General features: G+C 36.1%; 20 protein-coding genes and 2 pseudogenes. 8 read left to right on the forward strand and 14 right to left on the reverse strand.

Translation table 11 applies throughout. The features are described from left to right. The first annotated feature begins 993 nt into the window (after window positions 1-993). Window positions 994-1,554, forward strand: a complete 561-nt coding sequence (locus ACQKMR_RS24210) for a recombinase family protein (RefSeq protein ID WP_427699574.1) — start codon at window positions 994-996, stop codon at window positions 1,552-1,554. 382 nt (window positions 1,555-1,936) lie between these two features. On the opposite strand, the gene ACQKMR_RS24215 is transcribed toward ACQKMR_RS24210, so the two are convergent. Beyond that, window positions 1,937-2,356 (reverse strand): N-acetyltransferase family protein, encoded by a 420-nt coding sequence (locus ACQKMR_RS24215; RefSeq protein WP_427699575.1) that lies wholly within the window; start codon window positions 2,354-2,356, stop codon window positions 1,937-1,939. Window positions 2,357-2,474: 118 nt separating this feature from the next. On the opposite strand from ACQKMR_RS24215, the gene ACQKMR_RS24220 reads away from it, so the two are divergent. Further along, on the forward strand, window positions 2,475-3,503 hold the full coding sequence (locus tag ACQKMR_RS24220) for an IS1595 family transposase (RefSeq protein WP_427699576.1): 1,029 nt from the start codon (window positions 2,475-2,477) through the stop codon (window positions 3,501-3,503). A gap of 441 nt (window positions 3,504-3,944) precedes the next feature. Beyond that, window positions 3,945-4,226 (forward strand): annotated as a pseudogene (locus ACQKMR_RS24225) (transposase); the annotation flags it as partial. 339 nt (window positions 4,227-4,565) lie between these two features. On the opposite strand, the gene ACQKMR_RS24230 reads toward ACQKMR_RS24225, so the two are convergent. From ACQKMR_RS24230 to ACQKMR_RS24245, 4 genes are all read right to left on the reverse strand, one after another. Next, entirely contained in the window at window positions 4,566-5,771 is a 1,206-nt protein-coding gene (locus ACQKMR_RS24230) for a PLP-dependent aminotransferase family protein (protein WP_427699577.1), read from the reverse strand. A 53-nt stretch (window positions 5,772-5,824) separates the two neighbouring features. Continuing rightward, window positions 5,825-6,196 carry an MmcQ/YjbR family DNA-binding protein gene (locus tag ACQKMR_RS24235; RefSeq protein ID WP_427699578.1) on the reverse strand — a complete coding sequence of 124 codons (372 nt, stop codon included), beginning with the start codon at window positions 6,194-6,196 and terminating at the stop codon, window positions 5,825-5,827. 20 nt (window positions 6,197-6,216) lie between these two features. After that, window positions 6,217-6,612 (reverse strand): VOC family protein, encoded by a 396-nt coding sequence (locus ACQKMR_RS24240; RefSeq protein WP_427699579.1) that lies wholly within the window; start codon window positions 6,610-6,612, stop codon window positions 6,217-6,219. Between the two features lie 1,199 nt (window positions 6,613-7,811). Beyond that, on the reverse strand, window positions 7,812-8,330 hold the full coding sequence (locus ACQKMR_RS24245; RefSeq protein WP_427699580.1) for a GrpB family protein: 519 nt from the start codon (window positions 8,328-8,330) through the stop codon (window positions 7,812-7,814). Between the two features lie 433 nt (window positions 8,331-8,763). On the opposite strand from ACQKMR_RS24245, the gene ACQKMR_RS24250 reads away from it, so the two are divergent. The 3 genes from ACQKMR_RS24250 to ACQKMR_RS24260 all read left to right on the forward strand — a co-directional run bounded on the left by ACQKMR_RS24250 (window position 8,764) and on the right by ACQKMR_RS24260 (window position 10,718). Continuing rightward, window positions 8,764-9,657 (forward strand): DMT family transporter, encoded by an 894-nt coding sequence (locus ACQKMR_RS24250; RefSeq protein WP_427699581.1) that lies wholly within the window; start codon window positions 8,764-8,766, stop codon window positions 9,655-9,657. A 207-nt stretch (window positions 9,658-9,864) separates the two neighbouring features. Continuing rightward, window positions 9,865-10,575 (forward strand): tyrosine-type recombinase/integrase, encoded by a 711-nt coding sequence (locus ACQKMR_RS24255; RefSeq protein ID WP_427699582.1) that lies wholly within the window; start codon window positions 9,865-9,867, stop codon window positions 10,573-10,575. Next, window positions 10,563-10,718 carry a hypothetical protein gene (locus ACQKMR_RS24260; protein WP_427699607.1) on the forward strand — a complete coding sequence of 52 codons (156 nt, stop codon included), beginning with the start codon at window positions 10,563-10,565 and terminating at the stop codon, window positions 10,716-10,718. Before ACQKMR_RS24255 ends, ACQKMR_RS24260 begins: the two co-directional genes overlap by 13 nt. Before the next feature lie 135 nt (window positions 10,719-10,853). Here the strand turns inward: ACQKMR_RS24260 and ACQKMR_RS24265 are convergent. The 5 genes and pseudogenes from ACQKMR_RS24265 to uraD all read right to left on the reverse strand — a co-directional run. Next, window positions 10,854-11,219 (reverse strand): annotated as a pseudogene (locus tag ACQKMR_RS24265) (recombinase family protein); the annotation flags it as partial. Window positions 11,220-11,973: 754 nt separating this feature from the next. Continuing rightward, window positions 11,974-12,513: a thiol peroxidase gene (gene tpx, locus ACQKMR_RS24270; protein WP_427699583.1), complete on the reverse strand. Its 540-nt coding sequence runs from the start codon at window positions 12,511-12,513 to the stop codon at window positions 11,974-11,976. Window positions 12,514-12,540: 27 nt separating this feature from the next. Continuing rightward, entirely contained in the window at window positions 12,541-12,900 is a 360-nt protein-coding gene (gene uraH / locus ACQKMR_RS24275) for a hydroxyisourate hydrolase (protein ID WP_427699584.1), read from the reverse strand. Beyond that, window positions 12,900-13,883, reverse strand: a complete 984-nt coding sequence (gene pucL, locus ACQKMR_RS24280; RefSeq protein WP_427699585.1) for a factor-independent urate hydroxylase — start codon at window positions 13,881-13,883, stop codon at window positions 12,900-12,902. The genes uraH and pucL overlap by 1 nt, the downstream gene beginning before the upstream one ends. Window positions 13,884-13,896: 13 nt before the next feature. Next, on the reverse strand, window positions 13,897-14,394 hold the full coding sequence (uraD, locus tag ACQKMR_RS24285) for a 2-oxo-4-hydroxy-4-carboxy-5-ureidoimidazoline decarboxylase (RefSeq protein WP_427699586.1): 498 nt from the start codon (window positions 14,392-14,394) through the stop codon (window positions 13,897-13,899). A 240-nt stretch (window positions 14,395-14,634) separates the two neighbouring features. Here uraD and ACQKMR_RS24290 point away from each other — a divergent pair, with 240 nt between their 5' ends. Then, a complete protein-coding gene (locus ACQKMR_RS24290; RefSeq protein WP_427699587.1) occupies window positions 14,635-15,825 on the forward strand; it encodes a PucR family transcriptional regulator in 1,191 nt (396 codons plus the stop codon). A 114-nt stretch (window positions 15,826-15,939) separates the two neighbouring features. Here the strand turns inward: ACQKMR_RS24290 and ACQKMR_RS24295 are convergent, their stop codons facing one another. Continuing rightward, window positions 15,940-17,124 carry a PucR family transcriptional regulator gene (locus tag ACQKMR_RS24295; protein WP_427699588.1) on the reverse strand — a complete coding sequence of 395 codons (1,185 nt, stop codon included), beginning with the start codon at window positions 17,122-17,124 and terminating at the stop codon, window positions 15,940-15,942. Window positions 17,125-17,370: 246 nt separating this feature from the next. Here ACQKMR_RS24295 and ACQKMR_RS24300 point away from each other — a divergent pair, with 246 nt between their 5' ends. Further along, a complete protein-coding gene (locus ACQKMR_RS24300) occupies window positions 17,371-18,711 on the forward strand; it encodes a nucleobase:cation symporter-2 family protein (protein WP_427699589.1) in 1,341 nt (446 codons plus the stop codon). Between the two features lie 169 nt (window positions 18,712-18,880). Here the strand turns inward: ACQKMR_RS24300 and ACQKMR_RS24305 are convergent, their stop codons facing one another. The 3 genes from ACQKMR_RS24305 to ACQKMR_RS24315 all read right to left on the reverse strand — a co-directional run bounded on the left by ACQKMR_RS24305 (window position 18,881) and on the right by ACQKMR_RS24315 (window position 21,895). Next, window positions 18,881-19,111, reverse strand: a complete 231-nt coding sequence (locus tag ACQKMR_RS24305) for a hypothetical protein (RefSeq protein ID WP_427699590.1) — start codon at window positions 19,109-19,111, stop codon at window positions 18,881-18,883. Between the two features lie 41 nt (window positions 19,112-19,152). Then, window positions 19,153-19,620 (reverse strand): class II fructose-bisphosphate aldolase, encoded by a 468-nt coding sequence (locus tag ACQKMR_RS24310; RefSeq protein WP_427699608.1) that lies wholly within the window; start codon window positions 19,618-19,620, stop codon window positions 19,153-19,155. 907 nt (window positions 19,621-20,527) lie between these two features. Further along, the gene (locus ACQKMR_RS24315; RefSeq protein WP_427699591.1) at window positions 20,528-21,895 is read right to left on the reverse strand and encodes a vWA domain-containing protein; all 1,368 of its coding nucleotides are present in this window, start codon (window positions 21,893-21,895) and stop codon (window positions 20,528-20,530) included. Window positions 21,896-21,962 lie beyond the last annotated feature (67 nt).

The following is a 21,962-nucleotide window of genomic DNA, read 5'->3' on the forward strand; positions in this document are numbered from 1 at the left end:
AAAGGTCTTTTTGATTTATAAATTCTATATACGATATAAATTAGAAGTAATAGTAATGCTATCAAGTGTTTTGTCCCCCTAAGATGGTTGGCCGTACTATTTATGGTTATGACGATAATAAATATTGCCATTATTACTATTAACGTAAAAGTAAATTTTAAATAGTTTTGATTAAATTGAATTTCAGAAAAATTAATTTGAGAGCTCGTATTCGTTTCCTTGCTAGGTAAGATATAGAACCTTATTAAAATAGTGGGTTTTCATTAAAATATCCAATTTAATTGTAACATAATGGATAATTTTATATGCCGATAGTTCGAATAAACTACGCTACTTAAACTAACCTGCCCCGTTAGTGCCATAAGAAAAAGGCTGCCTTAAAGACAGCTCTGATCTTCAGCTAACGCACCCTTTAGTTTAATAAGGATAATGAAATAGAATTCTCAAAACAGCCCATGAAAGTAACCCTGCAATAATAACTAGAACTCGAATTACCCAATTCTTCACTCCATAAATCCTCCTGATAATTGATAAGATATTTTTAATATCCTCCCACCCTTGTAACAATTATTTGTCTACCTGATATTACTCCTTTAAGGGCTTTGGAAAAGACCTTTTTTCACGCCTTAACCTTCTTTTATATTTTCAGCATAAGCGAAAAAAATTCTATTTCATATATGAAAATATTTCCTTCCTTATTGAACTAAACTGCCCCTTTAGTTTAAGTACATTTCTTCACAATGTCTTCTACAATATCCATTTATTTTGAAAATGAGTTACTCAACAATCTGGCACGATTGCTGAATTTAAAATGCACTCCATATGTTCTAAAACTCGTCCTTTTCTGAACACACCACTGTTCGATTTGAAAAGGACGTTTTTTATTGCCTTTATCGTAACAAAACTCTGTTCATAATTCTACGTTCAATAACCTATGTGATTTTATCTTATGTTACAATGAGTTTAGAGAAAAATAAGGAAAGAGTGATTTTGGTGTTAATTGGCTACGCACGTGTATCAACAGGATTACAAAATTTAGATTTGCAAATGGATGGGCTAACGAAATATGGTTGTGGTAAAATTTTTCACGATAAGATGAGTGGTACAAAGAAGCAGCGCCCAGGATTAGCAGAAGCATTAGAGTATGCACGTGAAGGGGATACAATTGTGGTTTGGCGACTGGATCGACTTGGTCGTAATATGCAGGACCTGATTCACATTGTGAATAGTTTGAATGAACGTGGTGTCGGCTTTCATAGTCTACAAGAAAACCTAACAATGGATAAAAGTAATGCGACTGGCCAATTGATGTTCCACTTGTTCGCAGCTTTTGCGGAATTTGAGCGTAACTTAATAGAAGAACGTTCAGCTGCTGGTCGTGCAGCAGCAAGAGCGCGTGGTCGACTTGGTGGTCGCCCAGAGAAGTTTGGGGAAAAAGATATTGAAATGATGAAATCACTTATCGAAAGTGGTACACCGATTAAAGATGTTGCAGAAAAATGGGGCGTGTCTCGCACGACGATTTATCGCTATTTGGAAAAACCTCTAAAATAAAACGTAAAGCACTTGTTACCAGCTCACAGCTTGGATAAGTGCTTTTATTGTTTAGAATAGGCGTATTTTGAAGTGCAAAATAGCACTTAATGTTGATTTAAAATAAAGTTTGATCAAAAATACCTCATAAACCAGTATTTTACGGTAAATAAGAAGAACCCATTTTGAAATAAGATTGATCAAAATGAGTTCTTTCTTGGTGAAGTATTGTCCAATTTTTATAAAAAAGTTTGATCATTTTCTAACTGAGTTGCTCAACAATCGCGCACAATTGCTGAATATGAAAATGTGAAAAAACTACAAGAATGGCACCTCAGTTATTTTTCTAAAGCACCCACTTAGCATAACATCAAAAAATTAAAACAGTCCTCAAGTATTTATATTAATCAAATACCATAACCCAATATTTTTCTTCTGGTTTACCTTCTTCAACAACTTTCTTCCAACCATTATTCTCATAAAACCTCATCGCTTTTTGATTTTCAGATACACATTTCAATCTTATTGGTTTATTCATTTTTTCTATGGAGGCATTAACCAATTGACTACCAACACCCTTACCTGAGAAATCAGGGTGTACAAATAAATTATGTATGAAATTATCTGGCAAGTACAAAGAAGCAAATCCAAGGATATGGGTATCTTCCTCTGCTAAAATTATATACTCTCCTTCAGTATGTTTATCAAAGTCTTCTAAAATCATTTTTTCTATATCTGCCCAATGAAAACTTTTACGACGAGATTCTAGGTATATAAGTCTTAAATCAGGGTAGTCTAATTCACTTGCTACTCTAATATTCATATTTTCACTCTCACTTTCTTTTATATAGGCTCAGTTAAAGGTAAATGTTGATATTTGATACTTGTCCGAATTCTTGATATAATCATCATAAGAACAAGCGTTCGAGGAGGTTATCAAGGTGAGCAAAGCGTTTAGCAACTTGTTAAAGTATATCGACAAATTACCACATACCAAAAAAGAACAAGTTTACCAATGGGTTAAACGCTATGTTGAACCTTCTTCCTCTGCTGGTGGTCGTTTAATCAATGAAATGAGGGAAACTCGCTTCAAGGAAGGATTTGAATGTCCTCATTGTTCATCAGAACACGTTGTTCGGTTCGGAAAATATAATGGTCGGCAACGCTATCACTGTAAATATTGCAATAAGACTTTTACTGATACCACCAACACTGTTTTGTACCGTTCTCGAAAAGGCAACGAATGGATTACATTTGTTGAATGTATGTTCAAAGGATATTCCTTGCGAAAATCTGCTGAAATCGTAGGAGTTACTTGGGTTACGCTTTTTTATTGGAGGCACAAACTGTTAAACGCCTTAAAACAAATGGATGTTGAACATTTTGAAGGTATTGTTGAAATTGACGAAACCTATTTCCTGTTCTCTCAAAAGGGACAACGTGGCATTACAGAACGTAAACCTCGTAAACGTGGCGGAAAGTCCAAACATAGGGGGATAAGCCACGAACAGGTATGTGTTCTCGTTGCCAGAGACCGAACAAAAGCAACCGTATCCAAAGTTGCTTGTATGGGGCGTATTGTAAAACCGAAAGTCGATGCCTTGATTGGTTCTAAACTGTCCAACGAAAATGTGCTTGTAACCGATGCCTGGAGAGCCTATAAAACCTATGCAAAAGAAAAAGGATTAGAGCATTACCGTATTAAATCAGACGGAGGCAAACACGTTATTAAGGGCTTGTATCATATTCAAAATGTCAATGGTCTTCATTCCCGTCTAAAGCAATGGATAGACCGCTTTAAAGGTGTGGCTACGAAATATCTTGATAATTACCTTGCTTGGTTCTTGTTTGTCGATAGTCGTAGTAACGAAAGCACTAAACAGCATATTAAAGAGTTTCTATTAACTTCATTTGTATTTGAAATGACAGACACATATGACAGTTTACGGTTATCAAAATTCATTGTGTAGTATCATTTCTATCGCAATAATTTCTATTATGGGGTGAGGTGGGTCTGGTGAATTTTGGAGCGTGGATTTTTTTCAGTGTTTTAGTAATAGGGTTAATATTGGCTGTTAAAAACAAGAGGATTACAATATTGGATATGTCATTATTCATCGTAATTTCCCTTGTGTATTACTTAATTGATTATTTATTTGACGGTGATATACTAAGTCCTTTTACTTTCAAAGGGGATAGTCTCACAATTAGTTTTGTAGGGATTATTTTGTTAATTGGTACTTTTCTTTTGGTAAAATATATAATCAATAAGTTAATTGGAAAAAAATAAAGGCAAAATAAGGGGAAGTCATTAAAGTTAGGGCTTCCCTAATTTTTTGCTTATAAATCAACATTAGAGTTTAACAGAGCCTTGTTTTAAAATAGAAGTATAAAAACTTGAGGTGATAAGGATGCTTTCTAAACATGATTCTATTCAGCGAGATCAACTTGAAATGATTACTTTAGATCAACTGGTGCCAGCGAACCATTTGGTTCGTAAAATTGAGCCGCCATTGACTTCTCTTTCATTTATGACTTGGTGAAAGATATGTAATCATAGGTAGGACGCCCAAGTATTGATCCAGTTATTTTAGTTAAACTGACATTCATTCAATACCTTCGGTATTCGCTCGATGCGTAAGACCATTGAAGAGATAGATACGAACATGGCCTATCGTTGGTTCTTAGGTTACTGAACTGCTAATATACAGCAGTTCTCTCAAATTTCTTAGACTATCAGTTTTATGTAAGCTGATTTTTATATGGTTTTTATGAGCTATACACGCGTTAGAATAATATGGAAAATATTGAAATTGGATGCTGATAAAAGGGACGACATTTATGAGTAAAACAAAAAAATTATACTAACTTTACTCGGGATTTTTCTTATTATCTTGGTCGGTGCTGCAATACTAATGTTTTGGTTCACGCAAAGTATGAATGCATTTTTCGATAAAATCATCGCGAAAGAGATAAAGAATCCTTTTATTAGCAAAAAACCTACCTCCTTTAAGGAAGTAGGCTCATTCAAGTTATTTCAAATTTATTTTCAAAAAAGATGCGATAAGCTGTCCTAGTCTTCGAATTCCCTTGATTATTTCTTTCTCATTGGCATAACTGAACGAGAGCCGGAGAAACTCGGTTCCATCCTTTTGATCCAAGAAAAAGTATTTCCCTGGAACATACGAAACACCCTCAGCTAGAGCCTGTGATAATAAATGAGACGTATCAACACCTGGAATTCTCACCCATACAAAGTATCCACCATCTGGTACATACCAGGATACGGATTCTGGAAGAAATTGTTCCATCGAACGGATCAACGTAGTACATTTAGCACGATACACATCTTTTAGAAGGTCGAGGCGTTTCTCAAGATCGGTGATTTCTAAGTATACAGCCATTGTACTTTGAGCAAATGGATGGTCTAAATCTTTTTTAAACCACGCTAAAGCATTAATGAATTCACTTGCCGCTGCTATCCATCCAATCCGCATTCCTGGCGCCACTACCTTGGATAATGAACCAACGTGGAGGACTCGTCCGCGTTTATCAAAAGATTTTATTGGCACCGGACTTTTATCGAAGGATAATTCTCCGTATGCATCATCTTCTAGAATGAGGAAATCAAACTCGATGGAAAGCTCCAATAAATGCTTCCGGCGTTCTGCGGTCATAGTCGTCCCAGTCGGATTTTGAAAGGTTGGGATGGTATATAGAAAACGCGGGAGGGTGAGACCTGTACGTTTCCTTTCATCCAGCATTTCTTTTAATCGGTATGTTTGGAGTCCCTGTTCATCTATAGGTATACTAATAATCTGCTTCGTATAGTTTTGAAAAATCTCTAGAGCCTCCATATAGGTGGGAGATTCTACCGCTACGACCGCTTTATCATCAAGGAGAATGCGGGCAATAAGATCAATCGCCTGGCAAGCTCCTGATGTAATCAAAAGCTGTTCTTCCAACACGCAAATTCCACGCTCTGCCAATCTTTTTTGAATTTGCTGCTTTAGTTTTGCAATTCGTGGACTTCCGAGATAATGGAGCGGCAAATCCTGCTCCTCATCAAGAAGTCTGGCTACTGCTCCCTTGAGCTCCTCAGCAGGAACGAGAGTAGGATCCGGATAGCCTGAACTCAAGCGAATACAACCATCTGGAAGAACTGGCATCCATGCACCGGGCGGATCATTTTTAAGTGCAGCTTTAATGTTTTCAGAAAAGAAAGATTCAACATTCACTTTGACCATACACCTTTCCGTAAAATAATAAAAGGCATATCATCCGCCTTTCTTCACTTTTTATGCAACTCATTCCATTTCTTAACCAAACGCTTCGGTGCCGCACGTAAATAGGCTTCTTGAATTAGATCGATCAATTCATCCCAGTCTCCCCTATTCGGATTTTGAATAGAGACCCAACCGTGATGTCCTATATACGGGGTTTTGAAAAAATTCTCTTTCTGTAGCAATAATTCTTGAGTTTCCCGATTTGACTTGAGCGACAAGCTGAATCCTTTCTCGCTTTCACCTGAAATCACGAAGGATTTTCCATTGATTTTAAAAGTATTGTGACCGAAACCGTCAATAAGTTCAACAGCTTCGGGCAGCGCAAGACAGATATAGCGTACATTTTCAAGCATGCCTGCCGTGTTGTGTAATTTCATGTTTTAATTCACCTATTATCCTATTTTGCATTCACATCGGGTTGATGAATTCCGAATATATTGCCTTCGGTATCAATATAGTATCCTTGCCAAGCCATTCCAGGCAGGGCATATTTGGGCATTGCTACCTTGCCGCCATTCTCAATAATTTTAGCTTCCGTTAAATCGTAATTTTCCACTCCCATTGTACAAGCAAATGCATTTAAAGCTTGGTTTGTTTCCGGCGGAGCACTTTGACGCTGCATCAAAGCACCATTGACCCCAGGTTCATTCTCATCGCCAGTTACTGCTCCAAAGTAGGGCATTCCAGCATAATCACTCCAATCTTGAAATGACCATCCGAATACCTCTCCATAAAACTTCTTTGCCTGTTCCATGTCATTCACATGAATTTCGAAATGAACTAATCTTCCCATGATTTCCTCCTATTATTTACAAGAATTAAACATTCCCTTAAATTATTCAGTGTGTTCGCTTACAAATTCCTATTTATTATTATAACGGGTATGGTAATAAATTCAATTTTTATAAGAATATATTATTTTTCAGTTGAGATTAAATCAATTTTTAGAGACTCAACATACATCATGTCATAACTTTTTAGAAAGACCACAGGAACCGTTCTTCAAATATAGTTAGTTCCAAACAACAGAATCGGCTCCATTCCCCTTCTACATATCTACTCAATTATTTTATAAAAATTAATTGTGACACGCACTCCACATATGTCGATGTTATTTGGCGATACATTGGATGTTGGTGAGATAGCTTAAACCTAAAATATAGTAACTAATGATTTTCAAACAGATTAATTCCTTAGATAGACAACCTTTTTAATATAATTATAAATTAAATTTTTGCCACAAAAAGGACAATTATTATTAGTTTCCCATGCTACTACCATTACTTTAATATTACTATTTCAAGTTACACACGGAAATATTTCCCCACTAATAATTCTTAACTTCTTTACCTTGTCGTTTTGACGTTATTTCAGACTAGTAACATATGTTTCAATCCTAACCTGAATGTTGATACTATCGCTTTCACCATGACCAAGTACCTCAAATACAATACATGATAATTCTTAATAAGTAATGAATCTACGTAACGCAGCATACTTGATTTATTTGCTCCTCAACCATGTACACAAATCACACAAGGCTTTTTTAAATTGTATGTTCGGCGGTCAGAAACCAGCCTTTTATTTGAACTTCTTGATAACGAATATTGAACTCTTCATAACTTAATGATGGGTATTTTAGTTTTTTAATTTCTTTATTACAAATATACCGTGAATAATATAGTACCGTTTTTAACTAAGACCTAAAAACAGACGTGTAAAATGACAATACAGTTATTTAATTTTAAAAGCTCAAACAAGCATAACCCCGTTCTAAATTTAGGACGGGGTTAAAAATATAGTTGTTGAATTTTTGGTGTAAGATACTTCACTACACTAAAAAATATAACAATAAAGTCGTTTAAAAATCTAAGTTTTATTCAACAATAGCGCCCGATTGCTGAATAGTAAAAAATGTAAAAGAATTGTAAAAATGACCCCCAGTTTTTACTAAACCACATTGCTTTAATCAATGTGAAAAAAATTTTAATATTAACGGACTATCCAATACCATTTAATAGCATCTTTTTCAATACTATTGACAAAATCGTCCTTTCCAGCGCAATATCCATCAATATCATTTGGATACCGTTCCGCAAGTTTGCTCTTTAATTCCCCATATTGATTGCAAACGTCTTGGTGTTCACGAAGGTAATCTCTAAATGCTAAATGTCTTTCAATTTCTTCCATGTTGTTATATTGAAAAGCATGAATTTGATGGGTTCGATTATCTCCACCTTTTCGGAAATATCTTCTTCCAGTAATCCCGAATTCCCCCATAACTTCATATCCAATATCTTGAAATTGTTCAGAAAACAAGTCCAGCTTATTAATGTTATGGACTACAAGTAAAATATCAATGATTGGTTTTGCTTTTAGACCCCGAACCGATGTACTACCAATATGAAAACTATTCACCAATTCATTTTGGAGGATAGACTTAATACATTGTTCTTCTTTTTTATACTCATTTGTCCAACTTTGATCATAATCTACAACTTTTATAATCATTAGACGTGCCCCATTCCTTGAGTTTATTCCTAAATTCATCTTATCTAATCATGTTCACTCTATCATCATGTAAATAAATTTAAAGGTTGTCACTGGCATTTCCCGAATACCCTTTCGTTGAAGAAGAATTATAATCACTTTAGAATGTACTTTCCCAGAAGTTTAATTAAAACATTATTTATAAAAATATCCAATTCAAAAATAATATTATACTGTATAATTGTTATAAATCATTCTCTAAATACTACATTTAAATAAAAAATCAAAACACTTAGGAGGCTTATTATGCCATTATCATATATAAATCCATACGTTAGAAAGCCCGTTTCAACATCACCACCACCACCGGCTACTCCTTTAAACACGCTTATATTTACAACAGATTAAGAATCTGCGAAATATAAGCTGTTTCGCAGATTCGAAGGAGTAGGCGATGAAATCTAACGTTCAGTTTATATTATCAATGATTATTTTCGGTACAATTGGTTTAATTGTAAGATACATTGATTTATCTTCGAGTGAAACAGCTTTACTAAGTAGTTCAATCGGATGTCTATTTTTAATGTCCGTATTTTTTATGATGAAAAAATCCATTCCATGGAAATTAGTGAAAGCTAATGCCTCCGTCTTATTTCTTTCGGGTATGGCATTAGGAGGGAATTGGATTTTTTTGTATCAATCCTACGATTATACAACACTTACTAACGCAACATTAGGGTATTACTTTGCACCTGTGTTTGTCATGATTCTCTCACCATTTATCCTTAAGGAACAATTACCTATCAAAAAGATTGTTTGTATTGGTGTAGCGATATTAGGTATGTTATTGATTGTTGGAAATAGCATAAGTACATCTGGAAAAGGTGATCTACTGGGGATCTTTTTTGGATTAGTTGCAGCTGCATTTTACGCTGCATTAATGTTATTAAATAAATTTATTCAAAACATGGCCAGGTTAGAGATTACAATCATCCAACTTGGAACAACTGCTTTACTTCTCTTGCCATATGTGCTTTTTACGGAGGGATTCAGTATCTTGGAAGTATCAAGATCATCCATTCCCTTTATAATACTGTTAGGGATTATTAACACTGGTATTGGATTTTGGTTATTTTTCTCGGGTATGCAAAAGTTAAAGGGACAGAGTATTGCTATGCTAAGTTATGTAGATCCATTTGTAGCTATACTGATTTCAGGGGTAATCTTACAAGAACAAATGACTATTATTCAAATGCTAGGTGGTGCACTCCTTTTGAGCTCTACTTTTGTTAGTGAAACCAAATTTATTAGATTATCAAAACAGAGCACAAAAATTTTATCGAAATAGTGAATAAGAGCAGTGGGTCATTTTTCACCACTGCTCTTATTTTATGTTATCTAAAAAACTAAACTTTAGCTACAGTGGTTTCTTCAAAGGCGGGAGCATTTAAAACGGCAACATGAAAAGGCCACCCGCACCGTCCAAGCCTATGAGCGAGAACTTCTTCAATTTATTGAACAATTACTCACTAATTCGGTGGAAATCAATGTAGATTTGGAAAAAGTTGTGGAGGGTTCCCTCTTTAAATCTCTATCTAGCCGGCACATTCGAAGATATCAGGAATGGTTATCAGAAAAAAGCCCCTATGTCTTAATAAAAGGAGCTTATTCCGTTACCACATTATCTAGAAAGACAACCATCATTAAGTCTTTTTTGAAATTCCTGTTCGAATCAGGCTATATCACGGATCCCATTCATGAAGGTTTCTATAAGATCAATATTCGTAAAGATGATCGGCCAAACCGAGATTTGGGACCAAAGGAAGTCATTCAGCTACTTGATTACTTCAGGGAAATCAACCACCCCATCGTTTTTTCGATTATTCACATCCTAACGATGACAGGCATGCGTATTGAAGAGTTTACAAGACTTCGAGTCAAGGATCTTCAATATGCTTCCATTATCAGCACGTATTTTTTAGAGGTCCTAGTTAAAGGAAATAAAAGAAGGCAAATACCATTGAAAGAAAAAGGACTGAATAGTATTCGAATGTTCCGTTCAGCTAGAGGCATCGACGATATAGACGCAGCAGATGTAGACAACCCGCTCTTTACGACCGATACCGGCCGTGCCTACTCTCCCTCTTATTTGTCTCAATACATAACAAAAGCCATTAAAGAGAGTGGATTGCCTTTTTTAAGTTTCGTTCTTCTTCCATTGGTCCTCATACATTTAGACATGCTTTTTCCATCATTTCTCACTTAAATGGCGTTGATGTCTATCAGATTATGAAGAGTCTGGGCCATGAGCAGCTCTCCACTACAGAAATTTATTTGGAGAAGGTTTTTGAAAAAGAACGCCATGCGATTCATTTGTGGAAATCAGATGTGTTTGGGGAGTATATATAATAGAAGAAAGTCGTCATATTCAGAGAAGTTTTTGCTGAATTTTGAGCTCAATTGAATTGGCGCTCTTAAAAGTTCCATTTCGAAAATGGTTTAAAGATTGAAGATATGAAAAATTGTCCAGATTAAAAAAAGATATGGTCTTCCTCCGCTTTTTCCTTTAGCTCTAGTAGCCGTCAAACCATCTTTCTTTCGTTCACTGATAATATCACGTTCTAATTCTGCTATGCTGGCCAACATTCTGAAAAAGAAGCATCCCATAGCAGTTGTGGTATCAATCTTGTCTTGAATGGAAACAAAATGAATTTCCTTTGATTCGAAATGTTCCATAAGTTCAATAAGATGTTTGGTACTTCGACTGATACGATCTAATTTATAGACAATTACCGTGTCACCCTTACGTAAAACTTTAAGTAGTTCATCTAACTGAGGTCGATTTTTCTTTTTACCTGATTTTTTTTCTTCAAATATCTGATCCACACCGTAGTGAGCTAATGCATCAATTTGTACTTACGCGTGCATATCCAAATTTCAACAAAACCACCCCCTTTTTATATCTTAGCAATACCAAAAAGGGGGTGGTTAATAATATATTGGTGTTTTGATTTTGGTTACATTTTTGGTTATACATTTTACTAGTTTTTGATTCTTTTTGAAATGTACTCAGTATTTACCCATAAACGGTCGTTTTCATTTTTTATAGTAGATCTACTATTTAAGATAGCAGTTTGAGTAACGCTTTTACGATCTTTTCTTTTATCCACTTTAGGATTCTTACTAGAATTGGGAATCTCATGTATAGTCAATTGAATGTCAATTTGATTTGCCTCACCTAAGAGAAGGATCACTCACTTTTTTCAATTTTTCACTGACTTCAGAGCCTGATTAAAGATTGTGTAAGTAGTTGTTTGTTTATGTTCTACGTTGTTCTTTTCCTCAAATTCTAAAGCAAGTTGTTTCTGTTGTGGATTGTTCCTTAAGGAAAGGGTTTTATCATTAGGTTTAGGACCTAATACATTTTTAGCCAAAGTGTCTTGATGATCTAAACCATCAGGGAATTCTGCAGCAGGGGTTTCAAAAAGAAAAGATAAATCATCATCGATTAAGTCAGTACTTATCTCATTTTGTGCTTAATAAAGTCGCTGCAAAACTATTCAAATTTAATTTAGTATCTTCAAAAAACTGTCCAATTTATTTGAATTGGACAGTCTTACGGATAATAGAATGAAATTTTATTATCCTTTATGAGGGAAAATAATTATTTAGCTGTACCAACTTTATTTATCACTTCCTTCGCTACCTGCAATGCGGATTCATAATCTGGGTGATTTGTAACTTCCGGTAAATATTCCACATACTTAATAGTTCCTTCTTTATCTATTACAAATACTGCCCTGCATTCCAATCGATGTTCTTTCATATACGTTCCATATGCAGTACCGAATGACAAATCAAAGTGATCGGAAAGAATGGTTATATCTTCCACATTACTTTCTTTACACCATCTTCCTTGAGCAAAGGGGAGGTCTGTGCTGATAGCCAACACTGCTACCTCTTTACCCATTTGGCTTGCTTCTTCATTAAAGAGCTTTGTTTGTAAATCACATACACCAGTATCAAGCGAAGGAATAGTTGTGATTATACATGTCTTATTTTTATAGTCTGATAAATGGGCTTTACGGCGGTCATTTGTTAATACTGTAAAGTCAGGGGCCTTATCTCCTACTCTTAGTTCAGGACCAATTAAGGTCACTGGATTACCTCCTAAAGTCACTACACCTGTACGCTCATGTGCCATATTGAACCCTCCAATTCCCTTACTTTACTAGCTTCCTCGGTAGGTGCTATATCCTCCTGGAGCAACAAGCAGAGGAACATGATAATGTCCTTCATTACTTCTTATTCCAAAACGAAGTGGGACCTTATTTAAAAATGGCCTTATATTAGGATCATTCCCTCCATCATTGAAATATTCCCCAACGTAAAAGACAAGCTCATACTCAGCAGGTTTGAGATCATCCCCTTGAAGAAGTGGGTCATCTACTCTCCCATCTTTGTTTGTATAGACCTCTTTAATGAAAGAATGGTCTCCATGATCTGCTATGGCCCAAAGCTCTACCTTCATCCCTTTTGCCGGCAGGCCTTTAGACAGGTCTAAAACATGTGTGGTTAGCTTACTGTCCATTATTGCGAAACCCCTACAGTTGAATCAGCAACCGCTTTTTGTTTAACGTCTTTCTGTGTAACGACAAAGCCTTGGAAGCCAAACGGAGGACGTGGTTCCTGATAGACACTGCCTTCTGAATTTGGAATGGTATCTACAACCGTTTCCCAGGTACGATTATTGGTTTTGAATTGAACATTTGCCAGCTGAGGGAAACGTTCTAGAATCCTAATACCAATATGATAAATGAGCTGCTGAATCGAACGGTTATTCAGTTCATGGAACACTGTGTTTGCAATATCACAAATTTGTTCAGCTGCTACATATTTTTCTGGATTTGCTCCAGTGGCATCCTCCCAGCGGCTATATTCCCAATCGAAATCTAAATAGATAAATAGTGGACGATCATGAGCTTCTGGCAGTGTAGTATACTCATCTTGAATAAATCCATAAAAAGAGCTTCCTTTAACCTTGATTAACTGGACACCAACTATTCCACTTGAATGCTTAACGATTTTGCTTCCGGTTGGTGTCCTTTTCACTTCGATTGTAGTGGTAGCGCTCTCATTTCTAGAACATCGATAGACAACATCACTATTTTCATGTCCCTCCCCTTTTGGAACAAGTACATGATCGAAGGGAACTTCAATTGCTGTCAGTTCTACTGCATCTATGTGGCTATACTTATCAAGGAAAACTTCACATATGAACTTTAAAAAACCTTCCGCCGTATTTCCTTGATAATTGGCGGCCTGGCGATGAATGATGTTTTTCATGGAATCCGTTGCAATCACCAAGCTATTATCTCCTTCCGTAAAAGAAGATAAAAAAGCTTCCCCTTTAAGTGAGATCTGGCAATTAAATCCAAAAATAGTATTATCTCTTTCTGTGAAACCTGATTCCGGTATTTTCCTCAAACCTGTAAGTGGTTGTACATAAGTCCTATATACAAATACATCCCCTTTACCGTAATACATCGTCCTGTTTTCATTTTGAACTGTCATATTATTCCTCCTACTATTTAATTAAATCAGATAATCTGTGGCTAGCAATAAAGTTGATTTGCTTGATCGCTTCCTTAAGTTCACTTGCCTGATCCAAACCAATCCTTCTTTTCATCTCTGCCTTTATCAACGTTTTATCGCGGCCCCGGACAGCAAATATAAACGGAAATCCAAACTTATCTTTATACTGATTATTTAACACATGAAATTCTTCATATTCATCCGAAGAAAGCGAATTCAAACCGGCTTCGGATTGTTCTTTAACTGATGCTTCTGCCATATCAATCCGGGCTGCTAAGTCCGGGTGAGATTTGATTAATTGGAGCTGTTCCGATAATGAGGCATTCTGCACAACTATTTCCATTTTCTGTGTTAGGTCCTCTAAGGAAATGAATGGCTTGTAATCCCATGAATGCTCTGCTATCCATGGAGAATGTTCATATACCCATCCTAACTTTTGGATGAATTCTACCTTGTTCAACTCATTTATGCTATTAAGGTCAGATGTCAATACTGGTTCTCCCTCCTTCTGATTATTTTGGTAATTTAAAACATTTTTAACTTAATTGAATTATATACGTCCGCTTATTTATAGGTCATTAGCTGAAAAAGCTAATATTTCTCGAAACCATTTGTGCTTACCGCACTCCCCTTTAAAAACAGGCTATCATTATAATAGTTTAGCTTTAGTTGCTAATATTCAAAAAATTAGTTAAATTAGAAAAAAGAAGCACAACGAAGGGGACCTATCATGCATTTAACGATGACTAATGCATTAAAATTACCACAGATAAAACAATGCCAAGTGGTAGCTGGCGTACATGGACTTAATAGAGAAATAGAATCCATCAATAGCTTCGATGCTCCTGATGTGCTTTCCTGGTTGAAGCCAAATGAATTGATTCTTACAACTGGATTCTTATTTCAAGATAATCCGCAACAATTAGACCAGTTCGTAATCGAATTAGCAAAAATGAATTGTGCAGGATTGGTTATTAAACTGGAAGAAATTCCACAAACTACCATCAGTATTGCCAATATGGCCAATTTGCCTATTCTCAAAATCCCCCCTGAGTTTTCGCTATCAGATATCATGTCTCCCCTACTTCGTGAAATTGTGACGAGACAGAATGAACAAAAAGAGTTGGATTATAGAATTGAAGATCTTTCAGGAGTTGGTGCCGAAAATATAAGTTACGGGTTTTCAGGAGTAACGGAGGTCAAATCCAGCTTCCATCAAATTACTGGGGGATACATATGTACTGTTTTACCATTATCGCAACAGTGGAATCAAAGGAATGATTCCAATACTTATAAACAGCTTATCAAGACAATTGAAACGCTAACCGAGCAAAATAAAATTGATAAGCTCATAAGGAATATTAAGGGCAGCCTAGTTATCATTTATCTGGATACTATCCCCCTAGGGAACTCCCTCTTTTATTCAACAATTACCCAGATAAGCCAACAAATTATCTCTACTTTATCTAAACACCTACCAATGAAACTTACACTGGGAGTCGGTAACTATCATAAAGGTATGGATAACCTAGCTAATAGCTTACAGGAAGCTTTACAATCTATTGATTTGGGAAAACGATTGAACCCAGGAAAGGAAATTTACAGCTACAAAGAATTACTAACATTTACAATTTTGCAGTATGCTCCGAAAAATGCGCTCATGGATATTGTTTCCAGCAATTTAGCACCATTGGAGGACCATGACGATGAAACCCAGTCTGATCTGATTAAAACCTTGGAGGCATATTTGCAAAGCAATCTTCGTCCTGCTGAAACGGCCAGAAAAATGGGGGTACATCGAAACACTATTCATTTTCGAATAAAAAGCATAAAAAAACTATTAGGATTGGACTTAAGCAATGATAATCTGTTCACTTTAAAACTTGCCCTATATGCCAAACGTCTACTGGATAGCCGATAAGAAATAGTCCATACTATATGAAAAACTGCCAGAGATAGTTAATTCCCTGGCAGTTTTCCATAATAAAGTTCAGTAACACTTGATTCCAGGTTACTTCGATCCTACTTCCTTTACCTAGTCATCTAATAACTTCGCAGCTTTTATACTAAACTGCAATTTAAAAGCAATATCCCTTGATTTTAAATCAACTCCTAATAAGTCCTCAATTCTAGACAAACGGAACTTTACAGTATTTCGATGAACAAATAAAGCTCGTGCCGTATCTTCTATTTTCCCTCTTGAAGATAGATATGTTTCTAGCGTTTTTAACAACTCCCCCTCATTTTCCCTATCATATATAATAATGGGTTGAATCATGGATACCACGTATTGAGTTATTGCATCCTTTGGGATTTGATTAATTAAATCGTCAACTTCAAGGCTTGCGTAATCATTGATATTAGCGGGGTTAACCCTCGAGCCAAGTTGAATAGCCTTTTTGGCTTCAATAAATCCTTCTTTCATTTTGTAGATTTCTTTTTTTACCTTGCTTAATCCCATGGATATTGAAGAGCTAGGATGATCTTTGGATATAAGACCTTCTAAAAGGACGGCAATTCTTTCAGCCTGCAGAAGTAGGCATTCATCAGTCACCATTCCTTTTCCTTGTAGGATAATCAATTGACCATCGAAGTCGATATACCAATACTTAAAATCTTTTTTTTCCGTATGGTTTAATTTCTCCAACATTCTATCAATTGGAAAGAATGAATCCCCTTCTTCTTTCGTTTTATTTAATAAGAGCAGAATATATGGCCTATCGGGATTAAAGCCAAATTCCTGTAATTGGGGAATAAAATATGAACTCCTACCTTCTCCATTCAATAAAGAATGAAAAATTTCAAAACTTCCTTTTCCATTGTTTTTCACTTTCTCCTTATTAACAAGTTCATGTGTAAAGCTGAATAATAAGTCGGATAAGGGCGTTTCATAAGGAATCTCCAGTAATGGGAATTTGTACTTGTTCGCTTCTTCTACCATTCCAGGAGGAATCGTAGAAAGAAACCTCTTAATCTTGATAGCTAATCCAGCACTTCCTCTTTTCGACAATTCCCTAACAAGATTGATTTGTGCGTTCCGATCATCTTTAAACACATAACCAGTTGTCAGTAGGAGTTCCCCTCGTTTAATCCATGATATATCCGGATGATCCATTATACTTACTGAATTAATTACCCGAGCCAACCCTTGTTTTCCTCCAATAACTTCTACTTGGTTTAGGGCAGGAAGCTTTAAAGCTTTTTCGACCGTTAAATACATATTTCTCCCCCTATTCTTCTTAATTATAAACTCAATATACTTGAAAGAATATTCTTATTTTTCAAAAAAATAGTCTTGATTTAGCATTATGGTGGTGATAATATAAAATATATCGATTTTGTAAATAGTGTTTCTTAATAAGCAACAATAAAACCGACCATACGGAAGTATTTACAAAATCACAAGGAGGGGATTTCATTCAATTCACATAATTGGAAAGCGCTTACTAATTAAAAGGGGGCAAACATGGAAAATTTGAGCAAAGTAAACACGCTATTGTTAGGTTTACAGCATGTTTGTGTAATGTATGGAGGAGCGGTAGCTGTTCCACTAATTGTGGGTCCTGCAATCGGCTTGACACAAGAGCAGATTATATACCTGATCTCGTTTGATTTACTTGCCTGTGGGATAGTCACCTTGCTTCAAGTTATTGGCGGTAAAGGCTTTGGTATAAGATTACCGGCCTTAATGGCTGTTTCTTTTATCGTGGTTGAGCCAGTAATAGCTATAGGATCGGTCCATAGTATAACCGGGGTTTTAGGAGCAGTTATGGTATCTGGAGTAATTGTTGCTATTTTATCAGGAGTAATTGGTAAATTAATACCCTTTTTCCCACCAATTGTTGCAGGGTCCGTCATTTTAATTATAGGTGTGTCATTAATGCCAGTAGCCATGAAAAATGCAGCGGGCGGAAGCGGTTCCCCAACGTTTGGAGATCCTATGAATCTAACGCTAGCTTGTTTTACACTACTGAGTTTCCTTTTGTTGAATACACTTACTAAAGGATTTGTGAAAGCGATTTCAGTTCTTTTCGCCATGGTTCTTGGTACTATATTGGCTGGGTTTTTAGGTATGGTCGATACCTCTGCCTTTAAAGAGGCCAGCTGGTTTACAATGGTGACTCCTTTCTATTTTGGGGTACCTACCTTCGACGTTTCATCTATTATCACTATGACAATCATATCTTTAATCATTGCTGTTGAAAGCATAGGCGTCTTTTTGACACTCGGGGAAGTATGCGGGAAGGAAATAACTGAAAAAGATGTAGAAAAGGGGCTGCGTGCAGAAGGAATAGGGAGCTTCATAAGTGGTATCTTCAACTCTTTTAACCATTCTACCTTCTCACAAAATGTGGGCTTGGTTCTGCTGACAAAAGTAACACAGCGCTCGGTAGTAATCACGGCAGGTTGTATTCTAATCGTTCTAGCTTTTGTGCCTAAGGTTGCCGGTCTTACGACGATGATTCCTTTACCCGTTTTGGGTGGGGCTATGATACCAATGTTTGGAATGCTTCTATCTGCAGCTTTAGGGATGGTAGCCAAAGCGGATTTAAGCAAACCTGCCAATCAATTGACGATTGCCATAGGAATAGGGGTCGGTCTAGCAATCAAGGGGGTCCCTGAAGCATTCGATAAATTCCCGGAAACAGTCCAATTAATATGTGGGAATGGAGTAGTGATGGGTACAATAACACTAGTTGTGTTAAATGCCATCCTGAATGGAAAATCAAATCCATCTATTACACACCATCATTCCATACCGGATATTCAACCAAGTATGAGTCAAAATATTAATATACACCCTTAGAAAGTAGCGGACAAGGCAATTCTCTAAGGGTGTCTAGTTGGCTAGGTTCTCCAACACTTTCATTATAACCTTATTCAGAGAATTTTCAAACAAATAATACAAGCACCTTGCAACAGCCTATTTAATAGGTAAGCAAGGTGCTTTTTTTTACTCTTTTTTAGAGCAAAGTCTAATGGCTTTTCGACTTTGATTCATTTGAAAAGAGAACGATATAATTCTCCATCACTTTGGCAAGTTCTTCCTGAACCCTCTCGTTCAAAGTAGAAAAATGTGGAAAATCACCATTTTTTGAATCGATATTCAAGTGGTCACTTAAAAAGGTAACTGCTGCAATCGACACCTCAGTGTTTACATTAATTTTCCGAATTCCTCTATTGATTGTATCTAAAATCCTATCCACTGGCGTGCCGGATCCTCCGTGCAGAACAAGGGGAATCCCCGTCAACTGGTGTGAATTTCATCTAGTCTCTTAAGGTCAATCACCGGATCCTCTTTGTACATTCCATGAAACGTTCCAATTGCTGGTGCCAAAAAGTCAATATTAGTTTGTTCCACAAAATACTTAGCTAATTTTGGATCTGTTAAAACATGATCTCCATCTTCTTCATCAGAATATTCTCCTCGTGCAATGGATCCTAACTCAGCTTCCACGGAAACACCTGCTTTATGTGCGAGTTCAACAATTTTTTTCGTCTGCCGGACATTCTCTTCAAAAGGAAGCTGGGAACCATCATACATGACAGAGGAAAATCCTGAATTGATAGCTGCGGTAATTGATTTTAGGTTGTATGCATGATCTAAATGTAAGCAGACAGGAACTTGGGATTTAGCAGATCTTATTTTTACGATTTCTGCAAATATCTCAATATTAATATAATCTAAATATCGTTCTGCAAGTGCGAGAATAATTGGAAGCCCTGCATTCTCTGCTGCTTTAACAGCTGCATTGTCTTGCTAACTAACTCTATGTTAGAGGTCCGGTGCTATGGTTTCTTTTTTCAAACAAAGGAAATTTGAGAATCATCTCCAGAAACAAAAGATAGACGAAAAAAGATCACTAAATACTTCTGCATGAAGGTATGGGATCTCAGAAAACGTGTTTAACTCGGCGGTGGAGAAAACATAACTAACAGAGGATCTGGATATATTGAACAATACTTCCTTCTATATATGAATAATGAGTGATTAGCTTTTTCGGAGTGTTATATGTAACTTATATTCTACTCGGGGTCACCTTTAACCGAGTGGTATGCTCGATATAGTCATCACGCCCTTCGGAGATATACAATAGCATTAATTTGTTTCCTCTAGGAATTCAATATTAACTTTTAATGTCCTCTAAAATTCCAGTATCACCTGATGGTTCTATCCAACATCATAAATATACTTGTGTCTTGCCCCTTTCTTAGTGATTCCGCGTGCAGGAAGCGTAGTTTTCTTGTTTCACAATCGCGATTGTTTAATAATTAAATCCCAATTTCTCATTTATATCACTGAGAAATTGGGATTTTCAATACTGGAATAACGTTGTAAATCTGCGTATCGCTAAAGGTTACCCCAATAAGGGTTTAATGACATATAAATCACCCTATCATTTATTATTAAACTAAAAAAGGTTTATTAATAAAATAAGTATATAAGGCAATTGTGCTTTAAATTAGAATAGGTTTTTATGCCTCCAAGGTATTTTCTTTACATCTAAAAGAATCATCATTATCTTTTTTTATTCAGCACTACATAAAGGCGTTAAACGCCCTAGGATTGCCATTAAAATCATTGATCCTCCATGATCGTGTCATTCCACCGCAGCCGCTAATTATTTTTTCTTATTGTTCAGATCATCGATATTCTTATCCCCTTCATCCTTGATATCGTCATAAACCTCATTTCCACTTTTTGTGACTTCGTCATACAAACGCCTCCCTGTATCACGAGCATAATCCCATGCGAAATTCTTACGTTCAGTAATCTGTTTCCAGACCTCACCGTGAGGGATAGCATTTCCGTATTTAGTTTCTAGATACTTAAGGGCTGCTAGCAGATTATAATATTCTTTGTTCACTAGAATTTGCATATCCATTTCTGTATTATTGATAGCTCCCTGCTTCTGTTCTTTTTGTGTATTTGCCTGTCCTTCTCCTTTTTCTTTCCACGTCGTCCACTCGCCTTGTAATTTGGCATACGCTTTATTGAGATAATTTTTTAGTGATTCGTCATTATCTACAGAAGTGAACTCTCCACCACCAGATGTAGCAACTTGTCGAAGCAATTTCTGTCCTTCGTTATCCACATTAAAGCCAATAATATTCACAACTGTCTTAACCTTTGATTGATGAAGTTCTTTTGCAATCTGCACTGGATTACCTCCACAAGTTTCAATTCCATCACTTACCACATATACAATCGAATCGGTTGTCTCAGGATTAATATCTTGTTTTACAGATTTCAGAGCATTTGCAATTGGCGTCCATCCGGCTGGTTTTATATCTTGAAGTACCGTTTTTATTTGATTTGTCTGCTCGCCTTGACCATGAAAGATTTCTTCTGTACTGTTACAGGATACTTTTTTATCTTTCGTACTTCCTGTTCCTTTATGTCCATAAATCCGCAAAGATACCTCTGCATTTTTTGGTAATTTATCTAAGAAGATCTGAATAGCTTCTTTGGCAGAGTCCATTTTTGATTTGCCATTGATCTGCGCTTTCATGCTGCCACTGGCATCAAGTAGGATCGAAATGTGTAACTTCTTACTTGTGGGTAATGTGATTTTACCATTAGGTCGCTCATTATTCACTTTAACTTCTGTTTCAAAATTATTGAAAGTGGTCACATAAGGGCGATAATCTTCAGCCAATAGGAGGAGGAGCTCTTCCTTATATTGATCAGCTGTCAAGTCGCTTGATAATTGATCCAGAACCTCCAGAACCTTCTGTTCATCATAGTTAGAACCAGCAAAACGTCCTGGAGGTTTCATTAATATTTGTTCATCTGTTAAGGAAGTCTGAGGTTTACTTTGATTTGAATCTGATGGGTCCTGAATGTTTGAAGTATTCTTTTCCGGTTCATTACTTTGATTTGAATTTAATGGATTCTGAGTTTTTGAAATATTCTTTTCCGGTTCATTACTACAACCAGCAAGGAATAAGATTAACGTTACCAATATTAAGATAGACCTTCGAATCATCAACTCACCTCCGATTAATAATCTTCTTATATAATCAAATTATTATCTATCAAGCCAAAGTTCATTT

This window comes from Peribacillus sp. NPDC096540 (genome assembly GCF_050278525.1).
Classification (GTDB): Bacteria; Bacillota; Bacilli; order Bacillales; family DSM-1321; genus Peribacillus.

What these genes read in the sequence shown, in the direction of transcription:
- ACQKMR_RS24215 (WP_427699575.1), bottom strand. Translation starts at nt 2,356, where the DNA reads ATGAATATTAGAGTAGCAAGTGAATTAGACTACCCTGATTTAAGACTT.
- ACQKMR_RS24235 (WP_427699578.1), bottom strand. Translation starts at nt 6,196, where the DNA reads ATGAAATTACACAACACGGCAGGCATGCTTGAAAATGTACGCTATATC.
- ACQKMR_RS24240 (WP_427699579.1), bottom strand. Translation starts at nt 6,612, where the DNA reads ATGGGAAGATTAGTTCATTTCGAAATTCATGTGAATGACATGGAACAG.
- ACQKMR_RS24245 (WP_427699580.1), bottom strand. Translation starts at nt 8,330, where the DNA reads ATGATTATAAAAGTTGTAGATTATGATCAAAGTTGGACAAATGAGTAT.
- ACQKMR_RS24250 (WP_427699581.1), top strand. Translation starts at nt 8,764, where the DNA reads ATGAAATCTAACGTTCAGTTTATATTATCAATGATTATTTTCGGTACA.
- tpx (WP_427699583.1), bottom strand. Translation starts at nt 12,513, where the DNA reads ATGGCACATGAGCGTACAGGTGTAGTGACTTTAGGAGGTAATCCAGTG.
- uraH (WP_427699584.1), bottom strand. Translation starts at nt 12,900, where the DNA reads ATGGACAGTAAGCTAACCACACATGTTTTAGACCTGTCTAAAGGCCTG.
- pucL (WP_427699585.1), bottom strand. Translation starts at nt 13,883, where the DNA reads ATGACAGTTCAAAATGAAAACAGGACGATGTATTACGGTAAAGGGGAT.
- ACQKMR_RS24290 (WP_427699587.1), top strand. Translation starts at nt 14,635, where the DNA reads ATGCATTTAACGATGACTAATGCATTAAAATTACCACAGATAAAACAA.
- ACQKMR_RS24295 (WP_427699588.1), bottom strand. Translation starts at nt 17,124, where the DNA reads ATGTATTTAACGGTCGAAAAAGCTTTAAAGCTTCCTGCCCTAAACCAA.
- ACQKMR_RS24300 (WP_427699589.1), top strand. Translation starts at nt 17,371, where the DNA reads ATGGAAAATTTGAGCAAAGTAAACACGCTATTGTTAGGTTTACAGCAT.
- ACQKMR_RS24315 (WP_427699591.1), bottom strand. Translation starts at nt 21,895, where the DNA reads ATGATTCGAAGGTCTATCTTAATATTGGTAACGTTAATCTTATTCCTT.